This window comes from Micromonospora globosa (genome assembly GCF_000717585.1).
GTDB lineage: Bacteria > Actinomycetota > Actinomycetes > Mycobacteriales > Micromonosporaceae > Micromonospora > Micromonospora aurantiaca.
The window spans coordinates 1-796 of the sequence record NZ_JNZR01000087.1 but is presented as its reverse complement, the minus strand read 5'-3'; the positions used below and the strand labels follow the sequence as shown (position 1 = coordinate 796).

Annotated in this window: 1 pseudogene; it reads right to left on the bottom strand. The window is 66.3% G+C overall.

What is annotated here, in order from left to right:
* A pseudogene (locus IF06_RS32700) lies at positions 1 to 414 on the bottom strand (hypothetical protein); the annotation flags it as partial.
* Positions 415 to 796: the final 382 nt, after the last annotated feature.

Sequence of the window (796 nt, the reverse complement as noted above, 5' to 3'; positions counted from 1 at the left end):
GTCGTCCTTGCAGGGGACCTCGCGGGTCTTGCCGTGGTCGTCCTTGCCGTCCTTGCCCCACTCGCCCTTGTCCGGGCCCCACTCGCCGCGGTCGCGGCCTTCCTTGCCGCGGTCCTTGCCGTCCTTGCCGTACCCGTCCTTGTCGTACCCGTCCTTGTCGTACCCGTCCTTGTCGTACTCGCCCTCGGCGCCCTTGTCGCCGTAGTCGCCGTCGCTGAGCTGCTGCGTGGTCGACCACTTGACGTCGGCGAGCCGGTGCGGGCCGGTGGCCCCGGTGGTCGCGTAGGCCACGCCGGCGAGGCTGACCGCTCCGGTCAGGCCCACAACGCCGGTGGCGAGCCACATCCGGCGACGCCGGAGCGGGGAGATGGTCTTGCTGGTGGCGTCATCGTTATTGCGAAGGTAGTTGGACATCGGAGCTCTCTGCCCTCTCCTTGTACCTGACAAGGTCGCTTCGCCCTGGCGAGGCGGCCTTCGCTACAAATCGGTTGTAGCTGCTGAAGATGACCGTATGAGAACCTTCTTCGCCTCGTGGTCATACACGAAAAAAACCCGCATAAGGGTGTGGGTGGGATGGGCGGGCGCAGTGCGGCCCGGATGCCCCGGCGGGGGACACCACGGCCAGCCGGGCTGTCCGGGGTGGGAGCCCTCCTCGCGACACGGCGCGAGGAGGGCTTCCCGGTTATGTGGTGGTTCCGTCAGTTGAAGCAGTCCTCGACGGTGTTGGCGCAGTTGGTGGGGTCGTTGTTGCTGATGAGGGACTTGTCGTCGAGCTTGACGCGTCCTTCGTTGTTGA